17 protein-coding genes are annotated in these 20,738 nt (G+C 69.5%); 8 read left to right on the top strand and 9 right to left on the bottom strand.

Annotation, left to right across the window (positions count from 1 at the left end; translation table 11 throughout):
* Positions 1 to 88: 88 nt before the first annotated feature.
* The 3 genes from rsmB (at position 89) to AB7878_RS09435 (ending at position 4,328) form a co-directional block, all read left to right on the top strand.
* Entirely contained in the window at positions 89 to 1,387 is a 1,299-nt protein-coding gene (gene rsmB / locus AB7878_RS09445; RefSeq protein WP_369494120.1) for a 16S rRNA (cytosine(967)-C(5))-methyltransferase RsmB, read from the top strand.
* Positions 1,388 to 1,590: 203 nt separating this feature from the next.
* On the top strand, positions 1,591 to 3,357 hold the full coding sequence (locus AB7878_RS09440) for an ArnT family glycosyltransferase (protein WP_369494119.1): 1,767 nt from the start codon (positions 1,591 to 1,593) through the stop codon (positions 3,355 to 3,357).
* Entirely contained in the window at positions 3,354 to 4,328 is a 975-nt protein-coding gene (locus AB7878_RS09435; protein ID WP_369494118.1) for a glycosyltransferase, read from the top strand. Before AB7878_RS09440 ends, AB7878_RS09435 begins: the two co-directional genes overlap by 4 nt.
* Before the next feature lie 70 nt (positions 4,329 to 4,398).
* Here the strand turns inward: AB7878_RS09435 and AB7878_RS09430 are convergent, their stop codons facing one another.
* From AB7878_RS09430 to AB7878_RS09415, 4 genes are read right to left on the bottom strand one after another with little or no spacing between them, the layout of a single operon-like run.
* Positions 4,399 to 5,235 (bottom strand): glycosyltransferase family 2 protein, encoded by an 837-nt coding sequence (locus AB7878_RS09430; protein WP_369494117.1) that lies wholly within the window; start codon positions 5,233 to 5,235, stop codon positions 4,399 to 4,401.
* Between the two features lie 7 nt (positions 5,236 to 5,242).
* On the bottom strand, positions 5,243 to 6,157 hold the full coding sequence (locus tag AB7878_RS09425) for a glycosyltransferase family 2 protein (protein ID WP_369494116.1): 915 nt from the start codon (positions 6,155 to 6,157) through the stop codon (positions 5,243 to 5,245).
* A gap of 1 nt (position 6,158) precedes the next feature.
* Positions 6,159 to 7,097 (bottom strand): UDP-glucuronic acid decarboxylase family protein, encoded by a 939-nt coding sequence (locus tag AB7878_RS09420; protein WP_369495749.1) that lies wholly within the window; start codon positions 7,095 to 7,097, stop codon positions 6,159 to 6,161.
* A gap of 27 nt (positions 7,098 to 7,124) precedes the next feature.
* Complete coding sequence (locus tag AB7878_RS09415; protein ID WP_369494115.1) at positions 7,125 to 8,390, bottom strand: O-antigen ligase family protein; 1,266 nt, start codon at positions 8,388 to 8,390, stop codon at positions 7,125 to 7,127.
* A gap of 234 nt (positions 8,391 to 8,624) precedes the next feature.
* Here AB7878_RS09415 and AB7878_RS09410 point away from each other — a divergent pair, with 234 nt between their 5' ends.
* The 4 genes from AB7878_RS09410 (at position 8,625) to AB7878_RS09395 (ending at position 12,919) form a co-directional block, all read left to right on the top strand.
* Positions 8,625 to 9,440: a glycosyltransferase family 2 protein gene (locus tag AB7878_RS09410; RefSeq protein WP_369494114.1), complete on the top strand. Its 816-nt coding sequence runs from the start codon at positions 8,625 to 8,627 to the stop codon at positions 9,438 to 9,440.
* 274 nt (positions 9,441 to 9,714) lie between these two features.
* Positions 9,715 to 10,752, top strand: a complete 1,038-nt coding sequence (locus AB7878_RS09405; protein ID WP_369494113.1) for a CDP-glycerol glycerophosphotransferase family protein — start codon at positions 9,715 to 9,717, stop codon at positions 10,750 to 10,752.
* A gap of 80 nt (positions 10,753 to 10,832) precedes the next feature.
* Positions 10,833 to 12,602, top strand: coding sequence for an ArnT family glycosyltransferase (locus AB7878_RS09400; RefSeq protein ID WP_439653781.1), 1,770 nt, complete (start codon positions 10,833 to 10,835; stop codon positions 12,600 to 12,602).
* Entirely contained in the window at positions 12,599 to 12,919 is a 321-nt protein-coding gene (locus AB7878_RS09395) for a hypothetical protein (protein WP_369494111.1), read from the top strand. Before AB7878_RS09400 ends, AB7878_RS09395 begins: the two co-directional genes overlap by 4 nt.
* Positions 12,920 to 12,971: 52 nt before the next feature.
* On the opposite strand, the gene ntrC is transcribed toward AB7878_RS09395, so the two are convergent.
* From ntrC to glnA, 4 genes are all read right to left on the bottom strand, one after another.
* Positions 12,972 to 14,351 (bottom strand): nitrogen regulation protein NR(I), encoded by a 1,380-nt coding sequence (gene ntrC, locus AB7878_RS09390; protein WP_439653823.1) that lies wholly within the window; start codon positions 14,349 to 14,351, stop codon positions 12,972 to 12,974.
* A gap of 35 nt (positions 14,352 to 14,386) precedes the next feature.
* Positions 14,387 to 15,394: a two-component system sensor histidine kinase NtrB gene (locus AB7878_RS09385; RefSeq protein ID WP_369494109.1), complete on the bottom strand. Its 1,008-nt coding sequence runs from the start codon at positions 15,392 to 15,394 to the stop codon at positions 14,387 to 14,389.
* 57 nt (positions 15,395 to 15,451) lie between these two features.
* Entirely contained in the window at positions 15,452 to 16,393 is a 942-nt protein-coding gene (locus AB7878_RS09380; RefSeq protein WP_369494108.1) for a hypothetical protein, read from the bottom strand.
* 532 nt (positions 16,394 to 16,925) lie between these two features.
* Complete coding sequence (glnA, locus tag AB7878_RS09375; RefSeq protein WP_369494107.1) at positions 16,926 to 18,335, bottom strand: type I glutamate--ammonia ligase; 1,410 nt, start codon at positions 18,333 to 18,335, stop codon at positions 16,926 to 16,928.
* 570 nt (positions 18,336 to 18,905) lie between these two features.
* On the opposite strand from glnA, the gene AB7878_RS09370 reads away from it, so the two are divergent.
* Entirely contained in the window at positions 18,906 to 19,697 is a 792-nt protein-coding gene (locus tag AB7878_RS09370; protein WP_369494106.1) for an undecaprenyl-diphosphate phosphatase, read from the top strand.
* Here the strand turns inward: AB7878_RS09370 and AB7878_RS09365 are convergent.
* Positions 19,646 to 20,641 carry a LysR family transcriptional regulator gene (locus AB7878_RS09365; RefSeq protein ID WP_369494105.1) on the bottom strand — a complete coding sequence of 332 codons (996 nt, stop codon included), beginning with the start codon at positions 20,639 to 20,641 and terminating at the stop codon, positions 19,646 to 19,648. The two genes, AB7878_RS09370 and AB7878_RS09365, sit on opposite strands and share 52 nt — an antisense overlap.
* Positions 20,642 to 20,738 lie beyond the last annotated feature (97 nt).

Raw genomic sequence — 20,738 nt, 5'->3', positions numbered from 1 at the left:
TCGCCCCAACCCTCTCCTCGCTCCTCAAAGCCGCGACCATCCATGGTCGCTCCCCGCGTACCCCACAGGGGCGAGGGAGTGAAACGCGATGAGTGCCGACGTCCGCGCGTTGGCCGCGCAGGCGCTGGCGCAGGTGGCCCTTCGCGGCGTCTCGCTGCGCGAAGCGATGGAGCGCCACGCACAACGACTCCCCGATTCCCGTGATCGCGCATTGCTCATGGCCCTGGTCAGCGACGGCGCGCGCTGGTGGCCGCGTTTCGACGCCGCACTGGATCGCCTGCTGGAGCAGCCGCTGCGCAAGAAGGCGCCGGTGGTGCATGCGCTGCTGGTGCTCGGGCTGGTGCAGCTGGAGGTGCTGGAGCTGGCCGACTACGCCGCGGTGGCGGCGACGGTGGAGGCGGTGCGCGCGCTGAAGCGGCCGCAGTTCGCGGGTCTGGTGAACGCCGTGCTGCGGCGTTGGCAGCGCGAACGCGCCACGCATCTCGCCGCGCTCGATGCGCAACCGGAAACCCGCCACGCGCACCCGCGCTGGCTGGCCGAGGCGATCGCGCGCGACTGGCCGGCACAGGCCGAGGCGGTGCTGGCGGCGGACAACCGCGAACCGCCGCTGATGCTGCGCGCGAACCGCCGCCACGGCACGCGCGAGGCATTGATCGAGCGCCTGCGCCTGGACGGCCAGACGGCCGAACCGCACAGCTGGCTGGCCGACGCCATCGTGCTGCCGCACAGCACCGACGTGACCCGCCTGCCCGGCTTCGACGACGGCGCCTTCGCGGTGCAGGACGGCGCCGCGCAAATCGCCGCCGACCTCGCCGACCTGCGCGGCGGCCTGCGCGTGCTCGACGCCTGCGCCGCACCGGGCGGCAAGGCCTGCCACCTGCTGGAACGCGCGGAGATCGACCTCACCGCGCTGGACTCCGCGCCGCCGCGCGTGGACCGCATCCGCCAGAACCTGCAGCGGCTGCGTCTGGATGCGCGCCTGCTGACCGGCGACGCGGGCGCGCCGAAGGCCTGGTGGAACCACCAGCCGTTCGACCGCATCCTGGTCGATGCGCCGTGTTCGGCCACCGGCGTGCTGCGCCGGCGCCCCGACGTGCGCCTGCACCGCCGTGCCAGCGACATCGCCGCGCTGCAGGCGCAGCAGCGGCGCATCCTGGCCGCGCTGTGGCCGCTGCTGGCGCCGGGCGGCCGGCTGCTGTACATCACCTGCTCGCTGCTGCGCGCGGAGAATGAGGCGATCGTGGGTGAGCTGCTGGCGGCGCAACCGGATGCGCACGCCGTCGCGTTCGAACTGCCCGTGGGACGGGCCGCCGCCGTGGGTTGGCAGATCCTGCCCGGCGATGGCGACCTCGACGGCATGTACTATGCGGTGCTCGAAAAGCGCTGAATGCCGGAAGCTCCATGACTGTCCCCTCCCCCGCGTGCGGGGGAGGGTGCCGAAGGCGGGAGAGGGAGCGCGGCGGAGCCGCGCCGCTGTCATGCTTTCGATCCATCGAAAAGCTCCCTCTCCAGCCCTTCGGGCAGCCTCTCCCGCCAGCGGGAGAGGCGAAAGCAAAAACCTTCGCCCTCCTCACACTCCCTGAGCGTTCCATGTCTGCTCTTTCCAAGGCCACGCCGCAGGAACGCCGCCAGTTCTGGCTGTTTCTGCTGATCGCGCTGGTGATACTCGGCGCCGGCATCGGCCTGCGCGACCCCTGGCCCTCGGACGAACCGCGCTTCACGCTGGCGGCGAAGCAGATGGTCGAGAGCGGCGACTGGATGTTCCCGCACCGCGGCAGCGAGCTGTACGCGGACAAGCCGCCGATGCTGATGTGGGCCGAGGCGGCCAGCTTCGAACTGGTGCGCTGGTGGCGGCTGGCCTTCATGCTGCCCTCGCTGCTGGCGGGGTTGGGCACGCTGCTGCTGGTCTACGACCTCGGCCGCCGGCTGTGGAACCGCCGCACCGGCCTGTACGCCGCGGGCGGCCTGCTGCTGGCGTTCCAGTTCGTCTACCAGAGCCAGCGCGCGCAGATCGATCCCTTGGTGGTGTTCTTCATCACCGCGGCGAACTGGGGCCTGCTGCGCCACCTGCTGGCACCGCCCGACTCCGGCGCCAGGGCGAACTGGCCGCTGTACTGGTTCGGCTGCTTCTGCGCGGGACTGGGCGTGATCACCAAGGGTGTGGGTTTCCTCGCCCTGCTGATGCTGATTCCCTACGCCTGGGCCGCCTGGCGCGGCTGGGACGGCGTGGCGCGTCCCGGCCGCGGCGCATGGTGGCGCTGGCTGCTGGGCTTGGCGGCGGTGCTGGCGGCGATCGCGCTGTGGCTGCTGCCGATGCTGCTCACCGCACAGGCGCGCGACGGCAATCCAGCCTACGCGGCCTACGTGCACGACATCCTGTTCAAGCAGACCGCGAAGCGCTATGCCAATGCGTGGCATCACATCCACGCGTGGTGGTACTACCTGCCGATCCTGCTGTTCAGCTGGCTGCCGCTGTCCCTGCTCTATCCCGGCTGCCTGCCGCGCTGGTGGCAGCGGCTGAAGGCGCGCGACGCGCGCGTGCTGCTGCCGCTGGGCTGGGTGGTGCTGGTGCTGCTGTTCTTCAGCGCCTCGCCGGGCAAGCGCGACGTGTACATCCTGCCCGCGCTGCCGATGCTGGCGCTGGCCTGCGCGCCGTTCGTGGACGAGTTGTTGCCGAAGCGCTGGCTGCGCGTGGCGGGCCTGGTCTTCATCGCCGTGCTGGGCGCGGCGATGCTGGCACTGGGCGGTTACGCCCTGCTCTCGCACGCCCCGAAGGTGGCGCAGTTCGCCGTCGACCGCGACCTCGCCGACGGCGGCGCCGCGCTGTGGTGGATGTGCGTGGTGCTGGGCGCGGTGCAGCTGGCGCTGGTCGCCGTGCTGCGCGTGCGCCGCGCCGTGTGGGCGGTGTGCGGCGGCATGGCCGCGCTGTGGCTGGCCTGGGGCTGCTGGGCGGTGCCGCTGCTCAATCCCTCCAGTTCCTCCTCCGCACTGATGGCCGAAGTGCGCGGCCATCTCGGCCCGCACGACGAGTTGGGCCTCGTCGCGTGGACCGAACAGAACCTGCTGATGCTCGATCGCCCGGCCACCGACTTCGGCTTCAAGGTGCCGTGGCACATCCAGTTCGCCCGCGCCGTGCAATGGCAGGCGCAGGCACCGGCCACGCGCTGGCTGTTCGTGCAGCAGCCGGCGATGGGCGACTGCGTGGATCGCGCGAAAGCGATTTATCTCGGCCACGCCAACCAGCGCGACTGGTGGATGTTCCGGGCCGAGGCGCTGGTGCCGGGCTGCCTGCCCAGCGCCAAGGTGGACGAGTCGCCGGACGACGATCCTTCCGCCGACATGCAGGCGGGTCCGTGACGGATGCGCCGCGCATCCGGCTGCTCGGCCGCGACAACGGCGCAGGCCTCAGCCGCGACATGGCCCTGCTTGCCGCCGCGCTGGGCGAGGCCGGCGCGGCGGTGCACAGCTCGGCGCTGCCGCACCGTGGCCGTGTCGCGGAATGGCTGACGCGCCTGCGCCTGTCCAGCCGCGCACCCGCGTTCGACCTCAACCTGATGCTGGAACGCGTGCGCCCCGAGTTCGCGCCCGGCGCGCGGCGCAACGCGCTGATACCGAATCCGGAATACTTCCGCGCCCAGGATCGCGCCGCGCTGGATCGCATCGACATGGTGTGGGCCAAGACCCGCCACGCCGAGCGCCTGTTCGCGGCATTGGGCAAGCCCGTTCGCTACATCGGCTTCGCCAGTCCCGACCGCCGCGACCCTGCGGTGCCGCGCCGGCATGCGTTCTTCCATGGCCCCGGCCGCAGCGCCAACAAGGGCACGGCGGCACTGCTGCGGCTGTGGGCGGCGCACCCCGAATGGCCCGTGCTCACCGTGGCGTGGCGGCGCAAGCGGGTGGAGCTGGATGCGCTGCCCGCCAACGTGGTGCTGCTACGCGAGCATCTCGACGACGACGCTTATCGCCGCCTGCAGAACGAACACCGCTTCCACCTGTGCCCCTCGCAGACCGAGGGCTACGGCCACTATCTGGTCGAGGCCATGAGCTGCGGCGCAGTGGTGCTGACGCTGGACGCCGAGCCGATGCACGAGCTGGTGACCGCCGAGCGCGGCGTGCTGGTGCCGGCGCACGCCACGGGCACGCAGGACCTGGCCACGCTGTACGGCTTCCGCGACGCGGACATGGCGCACGCGATCGAACGCTGCGCGGCGATGCCGCAGGCCGAGGCCGATGCGCTGGGCGCCGACGCGAGGGCGTGGTTCGAGTCCGAACGCGCCGCGTTTCCGGCGCGGCTGCGCACGGCGCTTGACGATATCCGGCGCTCTTGATGCGCCGTCTCGTTGCGTAAAGACACTGGATCCCGGATATCGCTACGCGATTCCGGATGACGGACAACGCTCAACCGCCGTCGGATTCGAATTCCGCGAGATGAGCGTCGATACCGTGCTCGCAGCGCACGATGCCTTCGGTGCGGGTGGCGTGGAACAGGCGGTTGTTGGGCAGGCTGAGGTCGTTCACGTCGGGCTGGGCGCGCGAGCTGTGCCACAGGTGCACGGCCAGCGCGGCCCACTTCAGCGCGCGGCGGCGCAGGCCCGCGTTTTCCAGCCGCGCCACCAGTTCGCGATCCTCGGCGCCATAGCCTTCCATGCGCTCGTCGAAGCCGTTCACGCGCAAGAGGTCGTCGCGCCAGAAGCTCATGTTGCAGCTCATCACCCGCCCGCCGTTGCGCGAGCGCGCCTTCCAGCGCGCCAGCTGCGGCTGGCGGAACGCATAGAGACGCTTGATGCCGTCGAACTCGTGGAAGTCCGCGCGCGACCACGGCGCGAACACCGGCGTGCCGCCCGCCAGCAGCTCCGCGCTTTCCTCGCGCGTGGCCTTGATCCGTCCGCCCTGCAGGAAGAAACCGCGCTCGGCCAGCATCAAATGATCGGCCACGAACTGCGGATGCAGCAGCATGTCGCCGTCGAGCAGGATCACGTAGTCGCCGCGGCTGGCGGCGATGCCGCGATTGCGCGCACGCGCGGCGCGGAAGCCGCGGTCTTCCTGCCATACATGGCGCAGCGGCACCGGGAAGTCGCGCGCCATGCGTTCGACCAGCGCGCGGGTTTCCCCGCCCGAGCCGTCGTCGGCCACGATCACCTCGTCGGGCAGGCGCGTCTGCACGGCGAGGCTGGCCAGCAGGCGTTCCAGTGCCGCGGGCCAGTTGTAGGTGAGCGCGACGACGCTGACCCTCATGGCCGAATCAGCGCCCACGCAGGCCGCGGGCCAGGATCGACAGCGCCCGCTCGATCCGCTTCCACCACGGCGAAGGGCCACGCAGCGCGATGCCGGCGTAGCGGCGCGCCTCGGCCCAATCGGGGCGCTCGCGGGTCTTGAACTCGGCGCGGGCAAGATCCAGTACGTGCGCATCCAGATGCATGCGCTCGGCGTAGAAATTGATCAGGCAGCGCGAGCGGAACTGCGCGGGAAACTCGCGCATGCGCGCCTGCTCGTGCCACCAGCCGTTGCGGCCGTGGATGCGGTAGTCGACGTTGCCGGTGGGCAGGAAATACTTGCGCGCGCCGAGGAGGCTGGCGCCGAACACCAGGCAGTTGTCGGCGCTGATGCGCCAGTTCGCCACGAAGCCGGCGGGCAGGTCGAGCACGCGTTCGGCCAGCTTGCGCCGCAACGCCAGCGCCGAAGTGGGCGCGCCGTACCAGCGCGCGTACACCCAGGTGCCGAGCACGGTGTGGCCGAGATCGCAGGCCGCTTTCGCGTAGCCCTGCACGCCGGATTCGTTGCCGACCAGGCGCACGTCGGAGAACACGAAGTCCACGTCCTTGCGCGCGGCGAACAGCGCGGCCACCTGCTTGAGGTGATCCGGCCCCCAGCGGTCGTCGGCGTCGAGGAAGCACACGATGTCGCCGCTGGCCACGGCGAGGCCACGCTGGAACGCGGCGAGCTGGCCGCCGTTCTCGCCGCAGAGCAGCTTCACGCGTGCGTCGTGGCCGTAGCGCTCGCGCAGGTAGTCGGGCGAGCCGTCGCTGGAGCCGTCGTCGACCAGGATCACTTCCAGCGGCGCATGCGTCTGCGCCAGCGCACCGTCCACCGCTTCGGCGACGAAATCGCGGTAGTTGTAGTTGGTGACGACGACCGAGAACGCGGGCGCGGCGTCCACCTCAGGCCTCCAGCGTGCGGCGGAAGTAGGCGATGGTTTCCTTCAGGCCATCCTCCAGCGCCACCTTCGGCTGCCAGCCCAGCTTCTCCTGTGCCAGCGCAATGTCGGGCTGGCGCTGGCGCGGGTCGTCGGCCGGCAGCGGGCGGAACACCAGCTTCGAACGCCCGCCCACCAACGCGAGCACCTGCTCGGCCAGCTGCAGCATGCTGAACTCGCCGGGGTTGCCGATGTTCACCGGGCCGGTGAAGCCGCGCTCCGATTCCATCATGCGCACGAAGGCTTCGATCAGGTCGTCCACGTAGCAGAAGCTGCGCGTCTGGCTGCCATCGCCGTAGATGGTGATGTCCTCGCCCTTGAGCGCCTGCACGATGAAGTTGCTCACCACGCGGCCGTCGTTGGGGTGCATGCGCGGGCCGTAGGTGTTGAAGATGCGCACCACCTTGATGTCGAGCTGGTGCTGGCGGTGGTAGTCGAAGAACAGCGTCTCGGCGCAGCGCTTGCCCTCGTCGTAGCACGAGCGCAGGCCGATCGGGTTGACCCGACCCCAATACTCCTCGCGCTGCGGGTGCACCTCCGGGTCGCCGTACACCTCGCTGGTGGAGGCCTGCAGGATGCGCGCCTTCACCCGCTTGGCCAGGCCCAGCATGTTGATCGCGCCGTGCACCGAGGTCTTGGTGGTCTGCACCGGATCGTGCTGGTAATGCACCGGCGAGGCCGGGCAGGCCAGGTTGAAGATGCGCTCCACCTCCACGTACAGCGGGAAGGTGACGTCGTGGCGCAGCAGCTCGAAGTACGGGTGGTTCAGCAGGTGCGCCACGTTGCGCTTGCTGCCGGTGAAGAAGTTGTCCACGCACAACACGTCATGGCCGTCAGCCAGCAGGCGGTCGCACAGGTGCGAGCCGAGGAAGCCGGCACCGCCGGTCACCAGTACCTTGCGCATCATGGGTCGTTCCGGAACGCGAGGCGCCTAGTGTAAGCGAGCCGCGACGACCGCACGGCGGCGCGCATCCAGCTCCAGCCACAGCGCCAGCGCCAGCGGCAGCCACACCAGCAGCCAGCCGGGACGCGGGCTGTCCAGCAGCTGCGGCATGTCGAACTGCAGCACCACGCTGGCGTACACCCACAGCACCAGCACCAGCCGGCCGGTCACCCGTTGCCGATGCCGCCAGCCCAGCCAGGCCGTCGCCAGCCAGAGCGCAACCAACAGCAGCAGGCCGGGCAGGCCCAGTTCGATCATGGTCTGGGTCAGCACGTTGTGGCTGTGCGTGTAGTCGGCCCCGGCCACCACCAGCGTGAACGGCGCATTCTGGCCCAGGCCCAGCCACGGGTGTTGCGCGATCAGGTGCATGGATTGCACGAAGAGCTGCGGCCGCAGCGAAGTGCCGCGTTCCACCAGCACCGGCAGCGGCCAGAAGCAGCTGGCCAGCACCACGACCAGTGCCACGCCGGCCAGCCAGCGCGCGCCACGCCCCGCATGCCACAGCGGAGCGAACATCGCGCACAAGGCCAGCGCCAGCCACACGCTGCGCGACCCGGTCAGCGCGATGAAGGCCAGCAGCACCGGCAGGGCCAGCCAGCGCAGCGCCGAGACGCGCCGGTCGGCGATCGGCAGCAAGGCCAGCCAGAGGCAGGCCGCGCCCATCACCGCCGCGGCGTAGTTCGCGGTCGCGATCACACCTTCGCCCACGATGCGGCCGTCCTCCGGCGGACGGTACAGGTAGTGCACGCAGTAGTAGCCCGCGAACAGCGCGACGCCCAGGCCTGCCAGCAACAGCAGGCGGTGCCCGCGCCGTTCGTCCTCGCCCAACCAGACCGGCCACGCCAGCACGAAGGCCAGCACGCTCAGCAGCCGGCTGAGCTCGTCGCCCGGATGCCGTGCGTGCGCCCACAGCAGGGACAGCGTGGCCCAGGCCAGCAGCAGCAGGAAGATCCGGAACGCCGGCAGCGGCAGCAACGCCTTCCAGGTCGCCGCCCGCAGCGTCAGCGCGAGGCACCAGGCCGGCAGGTACAACAGCACGATCAGGCTGCCCTGGTACAGCTTGCCCGGGTTGAACGATATCCCCGAGGGCATCGCCACCAGGCCGAGCATCATCCACACGATGCCTGCGCCCAGCACGCCCTGCCAGAACCCGCGGCGGCGCAGGAACAGCGGTACGGCGCCGATGTCGGCGCGCGGCTGCGGTGCGACCGGCAGGCTCTGCATCAGCGGTATGTTGTGTTTCTCGTGACCCATGGAACCTTCGGACATGGCGCGTGCGATCGCCACCGCACTCCCTTGCGCAGCGCGCAGCATAACCAATGGCGCATCCCGCAGGATCAATACGCCGGCGAACGCGCCAGCGCATGATGACGATGACCGCATCATGCCTGTCGCCAGCTGAAACCCAGCCCACCAGTCGGCAGAGTGTGCAGAAGGCGTCAACGCGGCCACCCACGGAGACGCGCGCCGGCCCGCTAGAATCCCGCCATGCCCTCCCTGCCGATCACCCTCGCCGTCATCACCCGCAACGAGGCGGCCTGCATCGCACGCTGCCTGGACAGCGTGCCGTTCGCGGCGGAGAAGCTGGTGGTGGACTCGGGCAGCGACGACGGCACCGTGGCGATCGCACAGGCGCACGGCGCCCGCGTGGTGCACCAGGACTGGCTGGGCTTCGGCCCCCAGCGCAACTTCGCCACCACCCAGTGCAGCCACGACTGGATCCTGGTGCTGGATGCCGACGAGTGCCTCTCGCCTGAATTGGCCGCCGAGCTGGAACGCAAGCTGCCCGCGCTGATGGCGGGCGACGCCCCCGCCGCGTGGCTGCGCCGGCGCACGATCTACATGGGCCGGCCGATGCGCTGGTACCGCCCCAACATGGGCGAGCAGCTGGCCCGGCTCTACCACCGCAGCCGTGCGCGCTGGAGCGATGCGCGGGTGCACGAGTCGCTGCGTTTCGAGGGCAAGGCACCCACCTTCGATGCGCCGTTCGACCACGCCAACAACCCCACCCTGGTGCACAAACAGCTCAAAGTGCTGCGCTACGCCGAGCTGAAGTGCCGCGACTGGCGCGACAAGGGCAAGCCCGCGCGGATGTGGCAGGCGCCGTTCGTGTACCTGCTGGCCTTCCTCAAGGACTACGTGTTCCGGTTGGCCATGCTCGACGGCTGGCGCGGCTTCGTGATCGCGCAGACCGCGGCCAGCTACGCGCTGTACAAGCGCATGCGCTACTACGAGATGGTGGAAAACCCGGCGTCGGTGGCGGAGGCGGCCGACGCATTGGAAAAACATCGCATCGAGCATTGATGCCCCACGCGACTGCGCAGTTCGAAACTGCGGGCCTGCACGGCACGTTTGCCTCCTCTCCCCTTTGGGACGCGGGGAAGGGCCATGGATGGCCCTGCCTTGAGGAGCGAGGAAGAGGATTGAGGTGAGGGGGCCAAGGCTTGCCCCGTACTTGTCGAAGCGCACTTCGCCCTGATGCTAGGTCCTGGCAAGAACCACCCCTCACCCCAGCCCTCTCCCCGGCGGGGAGAGGGAGCAAAGTAAGCTAGGCCCTTCCTCCGCACACCCGACCTCCATGCCCAAGCACTACCTCCTCTACGGTTCCGAGCGCTACGCGCTGGCGATCCTGCGGCCGATCCAGGCGGCGATCCGCGCGCGTGGCGACGAGGCGGCATGGTTCTTCGACGGTCCCGGCGCCGAGGATCTGCACGCCGACGAGCGCCTGTTGACGGTACGGGAGGTACGCGCGTGGAAGCCGCTCGCGGTGATCACCTCGTCCAACGCGGTGCCGCACTTCTTCCCCGGCGTGAAGGTGGAGACCTTCCACGGCTTCGACGCCGGCAAGCCGCGGCACATCTACGTGCGCGGCTTCTTCGACCTGTACTGCACCACCGGCCCGCGCGACACCGCGCAGTTCCAGGCCATCGCCGACAAGCTCGGCCACTTCAGCGTGATCGAGACCGGCTTCCCCAAGATCGACCCGTTCATGCGCGAGCTGGGCGGCACGCTGCCGCCGGTGCGCACGCCGCCGGTGATCCTCTACCACTCCACCTTCTCGCCCTCGTGGAGCGCGGCGGAAACGCTGTACGAGGAGGTGAAGCGGCTGTCGCGCGACGGCCGCTGGCGCTGGATCGTCAGCTTCCACCCGAAGATGAATCCGGACACCGTGGCGAAGTTCAAGGCGCTGCAGAACGAGTACCTCACGTTCGCCGAGAACGACAACATCCTCGAACTGTTCGGCCAGGTGGACATGATGTGCTCGGACACCAGCTCCGCGCTCAACGAGTTCCTGCTCACCGGCAAGCCGGTCGTGACGTTCAACAACCGCCGCCCCGGCCCGCAGCTGATCGACATCCACGAGGCGAAGGATTTCGAGCCTGCGATCGAGCGCGCGCTGAGTCGGCCGCCGGAACTGATGGCGGCGATCCGCGCCTACGCCGACGCGATCCACCCGTATCGCGACGGCCGCTCCAGCGAGCGCATCCTCGACGCCATCGACCGCTTCATCGCCAAGGGTGGCCGCAACCGCCGCGCCAAACCGTGGAACCTGTGGCGCAAGCTGAAGATCCGCCGGCGCATCGGCTACTGGGGTCCGGCGCGCTGGCCGCGCTAACCTTGGTAGGAGCGGCTTCAGCCGCGATTGGCGACGATACGAATCGCGGCTGAAGCCGCTCCTACGCCGCCGCTGCGACCATGGCGGCTAGAATCGCGCCGTTCCCCCGCACGAGCCTGCCCGTGACCCCAAACCCCTACCGCCGCTCCGAACACCTGCGCTCGCTCTGGCCCTGGCTGCCGCTGTGGGCGGTGGTGGCGCTGCTGGCGATCTTCGCGCACGGCCCGATGCCGCTGTACTCCACCCGCACGCTGGCGGTGGCGTGGGAGATGTGGAACCAGCACCACTGGCTGGTGCCCCACATCAACGGCGAACCGTACAGCGAGAAGGCGCCGCTGCTGTTCTGGCTGATCCATGCCGGCTGGTTCGTGTTCGGCGTCGGCGACGGTTGGCCGCGCGTGCTGGAAGTGATCTTCGGCGGCGCCCAGCTGGTGCTGATCTCGCTGCTGGCGCGGCGCCTGTTCCCCAGCCGCCCGTGGATGGCCAAGGCCGCGCCGTGGACGCTGCTGGCGCTGTCCTACGCCTTCCTGTTCGGCCTGCAGATCATGTACGACGTGCTGCTGGCGGTGTGGGCGCTGGGCGCGCTGCTGTGCCTGGCGCCCGGCGTGCGTCGCGACGAGCCGCGCTGGTGGCTGTTCGGCCTGTGCATCGGCTTCGGCCTGCTCACCAAGGGGCCGGTCATGCTGCTGCATGTCGCGTTCCCGTGGCTGCTCGGCCCGCTGTGGAGCGACTGGGCACGCACGCATCGCGCACGCTGGTACGGCCGCGGCGTGCTGGCCACGCTCCTGGGCTTCGCCATGCTGCTGGCCTGGGCGCTGCCCGCGGGTTTTGCCGGCGGCGAGGCCTACATGCATCGGCTGTTCTTCAGCCAGACCGCGGCACGGGTGATCCACGGCGTGCAGACCGCCGAGCCGCTGCAGAGCCATGCGCGCCCAGTGCTGTGGTACGTGCTGATGCTGCCGCTGCTGCTGTTCCCGTTCATCGGCTGGCCGCGCGCCTGGGTGGCGCTGGCCGCGCTGCGCCGGCCGCTGGAACCGGGCCTGCGCTTCGCCCTGTGCTGGGTGCTGCCGACCTTCCTGATGTTCTCGCTGGTGCGCGGCAAGCAGCTGTATTACCTGCTACCGGAACTGGCCGGCACGATGCTGCTGCTGTGCGGCGCGATCGCCACGCTGCGCGAACGCCGGCCGAAACTCGCCAACACCGGCTGGCTGGGCACCTGGCCGCTGGGCGTGGGCAGCCTCGCGTTCGCGCTGCTCTTGTTCGTGTTGCCCAACCTGGTGGCGGGCAACCACCTGCACGGCGAATGGCCCGACGCCTGCGCACCGTACAGCCGCTACTTCGCCGTGGTGTTCCTGCTGTTGGGCCTGCTGCTCCTGCTGCGCGGCCGCGGCGAGCTGCGCCGGCTGGCGGTGGCGGGGCTGGTCGGCACGTTGGCGCTCAATACCTTGTTCACCCTCACCATATGGCCGCGCTACGAGCTGCGCCCCACTTCGCTGCTGCTGGGCGCGGCGGAACAAGCCGGCAAGGAAGTCGGCTATCTCGGCAACTACGAGGGCGAGTTTCATTTCCAGGGGCGGCTGATCCGGCCGATCGAGGAATTGCGCGACCCCAGGCAACTGGCCGCGTTCGCCCAGGCGCATCCCGACGGCCTGGTCGTGCAGCACCCCGAGAAACTCGATCCGCAGGCCCTGCGTTACGCGCTGCTGATCCAGCCGTTCCGCTCCTCGTGGCTGGTGGTATGGCCCGCCGCCACGCTGCTCGACCTGCGCAACGGCAACACGCCGCCCGAGCCGGAGCAGCCGCCGCAGGTCTACACGGCCGACGGCGGGCGCTCGCGCACGCTGCCGTGAGCAGGGACGCGCTGATCGCCGGCCTGCGCAGCCAGTGCGGCGGCCCGCGCGACGGCGCGCTGCTGCGCTACGCACTGGGCAACGCGCTGCTGGAAGCGGGCGATGCCGCCGCAGCGATCGAGGAATTTCGCCACGCCCTGCGCTTCGACGCGCGCTATTCCGCGGCGTGGAAACTGCTGGGCAAGGCCTGCCTCGCCGCGGACGACCGCGCCGGCGCCGCCGAAGCATGGCGGCAAGGCATCGCCGTGGCGCAGGAGCGCGGCGACAAGCAGGCGGAGAAGGAGATGGTGGTGTTCCTGCGGCGGGCGGAGCGCTGACACGTGACGTGTCGGGATTCAGCCCGACATGCGCACGGCATGGGCGATGGAATCAGCGCTTGCGCGCCCGCGACGCCCCCAGCTTCCGCGTCAGCGTGTTGCGCCCCACCCCCAGCGCCGCCGCCGCATGCTGCCGATGCCCGCCATGCGCGGCCAGCGCCGCCTCCAGCAGCACGCGATCCAGCGCTTCGCGGGCACGGGCATGGATGTCGGCCTCGTCGTCGGCCAAGGCGCGCGTGGCCCAGGCGCGCAAGACATCGGTCCAGTCGCCCGCCGCGCTGGCCGGCGACGACGCGCCCAGGTCGGCGGGCAGGATCTCCGCACCCGGGGCGATCACCGCGAGGCGGCGGCACAGGTTTTCCAGTTCACGCACGTTGCCGGGAAAATCGCGCTGGGCCAACACCTTCAGCGTGGCCTTGGCGAAACGCCTGGGCGACAGCTTCAGTTCCCGCGTCGCGGCCGCGAGGAAGTGTTGCGCCAGCAGCGGGATGTCCTCGCGGCGCTCGCGCAGCGCGGGCAAGGCGATGCGCACCACGTCGAGGCGATGCTTGAGGTCGGCGCGGAACTGGCCGGCGGCCACGCGCGCGTCCAGATCCTGGTGGGTGGCGGCGACGATGCGCACGTCGCAGCGGATCAGCTCGCGTCCGCCCACGCGGTAGAACTCGCCGCCGGCGAGCACGCGCAGCAGGCGTGTCTGCAGCGCCAGCGGCATGTCGCCGATCTCGTCGAGGAACAGCGTGCCGCCCTCGGCCTGCTCGAAGCGCCCGGCCACGCGCCGCTGCGCGCCGGTGAAGGCGCCAGCCTCGTGGCCGAACAGCTCGCTTTCCAGCAATTCCGAAGGAATCGCCGCGGTGTTGAGCGCCACGAACGGGCGCTCGCGCCGCGCGCTTTCCTCGTGCAGCGCGCGCGCCACCAGTTCCTTGCCGGTGCCGGTTTCGCCGGTGACCAGCACGTTGAGGTCGCTGGCGGCCACGCGCCCGATCAGGCGAAACACCTCACGCATGGCCGCGCTCGCGCCCAGCAGCGCGTGCGTGGGCGCCGATGTGGCCGCCGACGGCGCTTCGGTCGGCGCGCCGTCGGCCAGCGCGCGACGCACCGTGGCTACCGCCTGGTCGAGGTCGAACGGCTTGGCGAGGTAGTCCGCCGCGCCCGCCCGATATGCCGCCGCGGTGGTCGCCACGTCGGTGTACGCGCTCATCACGATCACCGGGGCTATGCCCTTGGACTTCAGTTCCTCCAGCAACGCCAGCCCGCTCTCTCCGGGCATGCGCACGTCGGTCAGCAGCAGCGCGGGACGCGACTTGTGCAAGGCGATCCGCACCGCATCCGCCGCGTCGAACTCGCGCACGGCAAGGCCCGCGTCGCGCAGCGCTGTGGCCAGCACGAAGCGCACGCCGCGGTCGTCGTCGACGATCCAGATTTCCCCGTTCATTGGTGTTGCCCCCGCAGGAGCGGCAAGCTGTTTGCTCATGGCGCGTGCTCCAGCGGCAGGTACAACGAGAACACCGTCTCGCCCGGATGGCTGCTGCAGCACAGCTCGCCACCGTGTTCGCGGGCGATCTCGCGCGACAGCGCCAGGCCCAGGCCGGTGCCGTCGACACGGCCGGACACCAGCGGCTCGAACAGTGTGTCGCGCAGTTCCGCGGGCACGCCGGGGCCGTCGTCGACCACGTCCACGCGCAACGCGCAGCGCAGCACGCGGGCACCGGCGCGCACGCCATGCTCGGCGCGCGTGCGCAGGGTGAGCGTGCGCCCGCCCGCTTCCACCGCGTTGCGCGCGAGATTCAGCAGCACTTGTTGCAGCTGGTCCGCATCGCCCCACACGTCGGGCAGGCTGGGGTCATAGTCGTGGCGCAGCCGCGGCGGCGTGGGTTCGGCGCGCATGAGCTCGGCGAGCCGGTCCAGCAATTCGTGGATGTTCACCGTGCCAAGCCGCGCCGCGCCGTCGCGATGCAGCAGGCGATTCGCCAGCGCGGCGAGGCGGTCGGCCTCGTCGATGATCAGGCCGGCCAGCGCCTGCAGCTCGACGCCGTCGACGCGCCGCTGCAGCAGCTGCGCCGCACCGCGCAGGCCGGCCAGCGGATTCTTCACCTCGTGCGCGAAGCCGCGCAGCGTGGCCGACAGCGGCGAGACGGCCGGCGCCGACGCGGCCAGCGCGTGCACCTCGACCAGCAGCCCGCCATCGTCCGCGGGCTGGATCGCCAGATCGGCCTTGAGCGTGCGCTCGTCGAACGCCGACAGCGCCGCTTCGCGCAGCTGCACGAAGCGCGACTCGTCCAGCGCGCGCTGCGCCTGGGCCAAGTCATCCGGCGAACACAACCACAACGCCAGCGGTTGGCCCACCGCGCTGCGCATGCCGCTGCCCAGCAGTTCGGCCAGCGCGGCATTGACCCAACGCACGCGCAGCTCCGCGTCGACCAGGGCCACCCCGGTCGCCAGCTGTTCCAATCCGCTTGATGCTGCATTGCCGCGCATTGCACCATCATGGGCAATGCGCGGCGTTGGTGCAACGGGTTTCGGTGCCGCGCTGCGCTATGGCCCGAGCAACAGCACCAGCGCCTCGTGGCCGGGGCGTTTGGCGCGATAGTCCATCCACACGTGGCGGCCATCCGGATCGATCGCGAAGTGGCGGTTTCCGCCTTGTTGCAGCGCAGGCAGGGCTTGTTGCAGGCGATGCGGCCAGTCGGCCGCGCCGGCGGTGTCGCTGCGGTGCTGCAGCACCCAAGCCATCAGGCGCAAGCCGGCGGCATAGTCTTCGTTGCGCTGGAGGTACTTCGCGTAATCGGGCGGCGCGATGCGCGCCAGGATCAGGCCCATGGTGTTGGAGACGGCATCGAAGAGGTCGTAGTGCACCGGCGGCATCGACGTGGCAGCCAGCGACCGATCGGACATTTGCGCGGCGAGCACATCGCGCTGGCAGGCCCATGCGTAGGTCGGCGCGATCAGGCGGCGCGTGCCCCGGGGGTCGACCACCAAGCGCAGACGCAGGCGCGTCGCCCAGTGGCTGGCCCGGCTGGGGTCGACGACAGCCATGGCGTTGGCGGCGCGGTCGTACTCATGTCGCATCGGCGCGCACAGGCTGACATCCGCGGCGACGACCGGCGCGAAGGCCTGCGTGCAGCCGACCGGGATGGCCTCGTCGTCGGGTAGCGCGGCGAGCATGCCGGCCAGCTCGCGCTCGATGCCGTCCATCCAGGCCACGGCCACCATCGCGCCCACCAGCGAGTTGGTGTGGGCGTGCAGGCGGCGCACGGTGGCGGCCTGAGTGCAGATCGCATCCAGCGCCTGCGCTTGCCGGCCCTCGACGAAATCCAGCGCCGGTGCGGTGAGCAGCAGCTTCATCGCCGCGCCGAACCCGGGCAATGGTGTCTGCGGCGAGATCGACAAGTCGTCCCACAACGCGTCGTCGCCGGTGAGCGCCTGCAGCGATGCCAGTCGCGCGGATTGCCGCGCCAGCAAAGCGTGCAGCGGCACGGCCTGCGCGCACCTTGGCGAGGCAATCCTCGCCGCGGTTGCTGCACAGGAGCCGGTTCTCGTCCGCCGTGAGTGACGGGCGCTTCTGGAAGCCTTGCGCAGCCAGCGGCACGTAATCCGGCGCAGCCGTGGCGTCCGCTGGCAACTGCGCCAGCCAAGCCTGCAGATGCGCGCGCTCCTGCGCGTAGACCGCATCCACGCGATCGATGAGTACGTCGTAATCCTGCAGCCACAGCGTGGCCCAGGCGTTGTGCCCGGCCGGCGCGGGCGCCGGTTGCAGCCGCTTGAGCGCCTCGGCCTGCGCCGGCGCAGGTGGCCGCAAGCGGCCCCAGGCGAAGGCGGCGACCAGCAACAGCAACAACACGCGCACGATCCATGCCACGGCCTTGAACACTTTCCGCATCGCTCTCCCCTTCCATCCTGGACGCCGACTCCGGGCATGCCGACGCCATGCGCAAGGCGCGGGGTTTGAGGATGGCAGAAACGACAACGGGCGCCAAAGCGCCCGTTGCCTTGCCCCGCATGCCGCCGGTTACAGCGCGTAATACATCTGGAACTCGAGCGGATGCGTCGAGGCGCGGTAGCGGGTCACTTCCTGCATCTTCACGCCGATGTAGGCGTCGATGAAGTCGTCAGTGAACACGCCGCCGGCCTTCAAGAACTCGCGATCCTTGTCCAGCGCTTCCAATGCCTGGTCGAGGCTGGAGCAGACCTGCGGAATGTTCTTCTCTTCTTCCGGCGGCAGGTCGTACAAGTCCTTGTCAGCCGGCGCGCCGGGGTCGATCTTGTTGAGGATGCCGTCGAGGCCGGCCATCATCAGCGCGGTGAACACCAGGTAGCCGGAGTTCATCGGGTCGGGGAAGCGCACCTCGATGCGGCGGCCCTTGGGGCTGGCCACGTAGGGGATGCGGCAGCTCGCGGAGCGGTTGCGCGCGGAATACGCCAGCATCACCGGCGCCTCGAAGCCCGGCACCAGGCGCTTGTAGCTGTTGGTGGTGGAGTTGGCGAACGCGTTGATCGCCTTGGCGTGCTTGAAGATGCCGCCGATGTACCACAGCGCGGTCTGCGACAGGCCACCGTAGAGATCGCCGGCGAACAGGTTCTCGCCGTTCTTGGCCAGCGACTGGTGCACGTGCATGCCCGAGCCGTTGTCACCCACGATGGGCTTGGGCATGAAGGTGACGGTCTTGCCGTTCTGGTGCGCCACGTTCTTGATGACGTACTTCATCGTCAGCAGTTCGTCGGCCTTCGCGACCAGGGTGTTGAACTTCACGCCGATCTCGCACTGGCCGGCGTTCGCCACCTCGTGGTGGTGCACCTCGACTTTCTGGCCCAGCGATTCCAGCACCTTGCACATGTCGGCGCGCAGGTCGCCCAGCCTGTCCACCGGCGAGACCGGGAAGTAGCCGCCCTTCACGCCCGGGCGATGGCCCATGTTGCCGTCCTCGTACTTGAAGCGCGTGCTCCAGGCGGCCTCTTCCGACTCGATTTCGTAGAACACGCGGCCCATGTCGTTCTGCCAGCGGATCGAGTCGAAGATGAAGAACTCCGGCTCCGGCCCGAAGTAGGCGGTGTCGGCGATGCCGGTGGACTTCAGGTAGGCCTCGCCGCGCTTGGCGATCGAGCGCGGGTCGCGGCCGTAGGCCTGCAGGGTGCTGGGCTCCAGCACGTCGCAATGCAGCACCAGCTGGGTGTGCGCGCTGAACGGGTCGAGGTAGGCGGTGTCCGGGTCGGGCATCAGGATCATGTCCGACTCGTTGATGCCCTTCCAGCCGGTGATCGAGGAGCCGTCGAACATCTTGCCGTCCTCGAAGGTCGACTCGTCGATCGCGTGCGCCGGGAACGTGACGTGGTGGTGCTTGCCGAGCATGTCGGCAAAGCGGAAGTCGACGAACTCGACCTCGTGTTCAACGATCTGGTCGAGCACTTTCTGGGCGGTCATGGCGGAACCTCGGCGAGGGATGGACGGGAATGGAGGGAACGGATGCGCTGGACAGAGCAAGGTCGATGCCAAGCCGTGCATTCCGCGTGAATTCATGGGCTTGGCCATCCGGCGGGCTTCGCCCAACGCATGATACACGCCATATTGGTGCATTCATTCCCTTTGTTGCACCAGCTTGGCACGCACGGAGCTGTTGTCCCTCCAGCAAGGAAACCGCCTTCGAATCGCCATGCGGAATGCTTAAGAGCCTGTTCCATGTCTCCGCATGGCCCGCGCCGCGAGCTGTTTGCACGCAGACCAAGGAAGAAGAAGGGAGTGGACGTCCGTCCACGACCGAGTGATGACGCAGGGATGCGGGCAAACAGACCCGGCCCTTCGGGTTGCCTTGCCGTGGCCGCCATGCGGCAGCGCGCGGCTTGACCTGCCAGCCAGGCAGGCGCTGCGCCACGCGCCACCACCTGACGGCCACGGCAAGGCAACGCGGGCCATGTGGAGACATGGAACAGGCTCTAAGCTGTGCCGCTGCGCGGTCGCCATGGTGGCGCTCGCCCCGAACCGACGAGTGCACCCGTGACCGATCTCATCAACGTCATCCTGCTAGGCATCATCGAAGGCATCACCGAATTCCTGCCGATTTCCTCCACCGGCCACCTGCTGATCGCCGAGCACTGGCTGGGCGCGCGCTCGGACCTGTTCAACGTGGGCATCCAGGCGGGCGCGATCCTGGCGATCACGCTGGTGTACTGGAAGCGCATCTGGCAGCTGCTGACGCAGTGGCGCGACCCGGCCACGCGCGACTACCTGGCCAAGCTGACGGTGGCGTTCCTGATCACCTGCGTGCTGGGCCTGGTCGTCACGCATTACGGCTTCAAGCTGCCCGAGACGGTGACGCCGATCGCCTGGGCGCTGGTGATCGGCGGCTTCTGGATGATCGGTGCCGAGGCGCTGGCCGCGAAGCAGGCGGACCGCACCGAGGTGACCTGGCGGGTGGCGATCCTGGTGGGCATCGCGCAGATGGTGGCGGGCGTATTCCCCGGCACCTCGCGCTCCGGCGCGACGATCTTCACCGCGATGCTGTTCGGCACCAGCAACCGCGCCGCGGCCACCGAGTTCGCGTTTCTGGTGGGCATCCCCACCATGTACGCGGCCACCGGCTACGAGCTGCTGAAGGTGTGGAAGGGCGGCGGCGCCGTGCACGAGGACTGGAGCGCGCTGATCGTCGGCTTCGTGGTCTCGCTGATCGTCGGCTTCATCGCGGTGAAGTGGCTGCTCGGCTACATCCGCACGCACCGCTTCACGGTGTTCGCGGTCTACCGCATCGCGCTGGGCGTGGCCTTGCTGCTGCTGATGCCGGGCGCCTGAGCGGCGCCGTCGAGCGGCTTTGCGCAGGACAGCATCCGGCACGCCGGCATGTTGGTGCGCTCGAACAGTTCGTGCACCCATTCCAGGAAGGCCTGCACGCGTGCGGAGAGGTGCTTCTTCTGCGGGTAGACCAGCCACACCGGCGAGCCGGTGGAGATGGTGTCCTCCATGATCACCTTGAGCTTGCCGTAGCCGATCGCGCTGGCCGCCAGCCAGTGCGGCACCTGGATGATGCCGAGCCCGGCCATCGCCGCCTGGATCACCGACTCGCCGTCGTTGATCAGCAGGTGCGCGTCGATGTCCAGCGCGAGGCGGCCGTCCGGGGTGTCGAACTGCCACTGGTAGGCGCGGCCGCTGGTGGGATAGACGTAGTTGATGCAGCGGTGCTGCTTCAGGTCGTCGATGCTGACCGGCGTGCCATGGCGCTCCAGGTAGGCCGGCGCGGCGCACAGCACGTTGTTGAAGTAGCCGAGCTTGCGCGCGATCAGGTTGGAATCCTCCAGCTCGCCCATGCGGATCGCGCAGTCGATGCCTTCCTCGATCAGGCCGATGCTGCGGTCGCTCATCGACAGTTCGAGCCGGATGTCCGGGTATTTCGCCTCGAAGTCGGCGAGGTTGGGGATCAGCGCGGCGCGGCCCACCGAGACGTTCGCCGCCACGCGCAGTTTGCCGCTGGGCTTGGTGCGCGCGTAGTTCAGCGCATCCACCGCCTCGCCGAGGTCGGCGAGGATCGCCTTGCAGCGCTGATAGAACGACTCGCCGTCGTCGGTGAGGCGCAGCGCCCGCGTGCTGCGGAACAACAGGCGCACGCCGATCTGCTCCTCCAGCCGCGACACCGCGCGGCTCACCCCTGACGGCGTCATGCCCAGCTGCACGGCCGCCGCCGCGAAACTGCGGGCCTCCACCACGCGGACGAAGCTTGTTATTGCCGAGAAATCTTCCATGCTTGTCATTGTGCCGCCATTCGTGACTGCTCGTCACTAGTGGAGTTCACAAATTGGGGTTTTTCTGTACCCATTGGTATACCTATTATTCGCCTCC

This window comes from Rhodanobacter humi (assembly GCF_041107455.1).
Classification (GTDB): Bacteria; Pseudomonadota; Gammaproteobacteria; order Xanthomonadales; family Rhodanobacteraceae; genus Rhodanobacter_A.
Note: the sequence above shows the minus strand (reverse complement) of the source record. Positions and strands in the feature narration are given on the sequence as shown.